This is a genomic window from Rhizobium sp. SVR5-9E (genome assembly GCF_056755095.1).
Genome location: NZ_JBNDHS010000603.1, coordinates 1 through 247, shown reverse-complemented (window position 1 = coordinate 247; position 247 = coordinate 1). Strand labels below are relative to the sequence as shown.

The window sequence follows — 247 nt, the reverse complement described above, 5'->3', positions numbered from 1 at the left end:
TCCATAGGCTTACGTAAGTTTTAAAACGGGAAAGTGCAGCTTTGTGGCTATCAGGTGATGCTTTTCTTCAAGGTCTTTCTCAGACATCTGATTTCGGCGCACGATTTCGAAAAAGCAAATTTCGGTCATTGCGGCGTCGATACGCGCATTGTGTGAATGCTCTGCCGTTTCATTCACCAGATAACGATACAGCTCCGGCAGACGCATATAGGTGGATGAAATTCCGGATTTGTACTGCCTGCTCTTC

At 46.2% G+C, this 247-nt stretch carries 1 protein-coding gene; it reads right to left on the bottom strand.

Annotated elements, in window-relative coordinates:
* Positions 1-9: 9 nt before the first annotated feature.
* On the bottom strand, positions 10-247 hold a 238-nt coding region (locus tag ACPYOJ_RS36230; RefSeq protein ID WP_481420515.1), incomplete at its 5' end, for a hypothetical protein.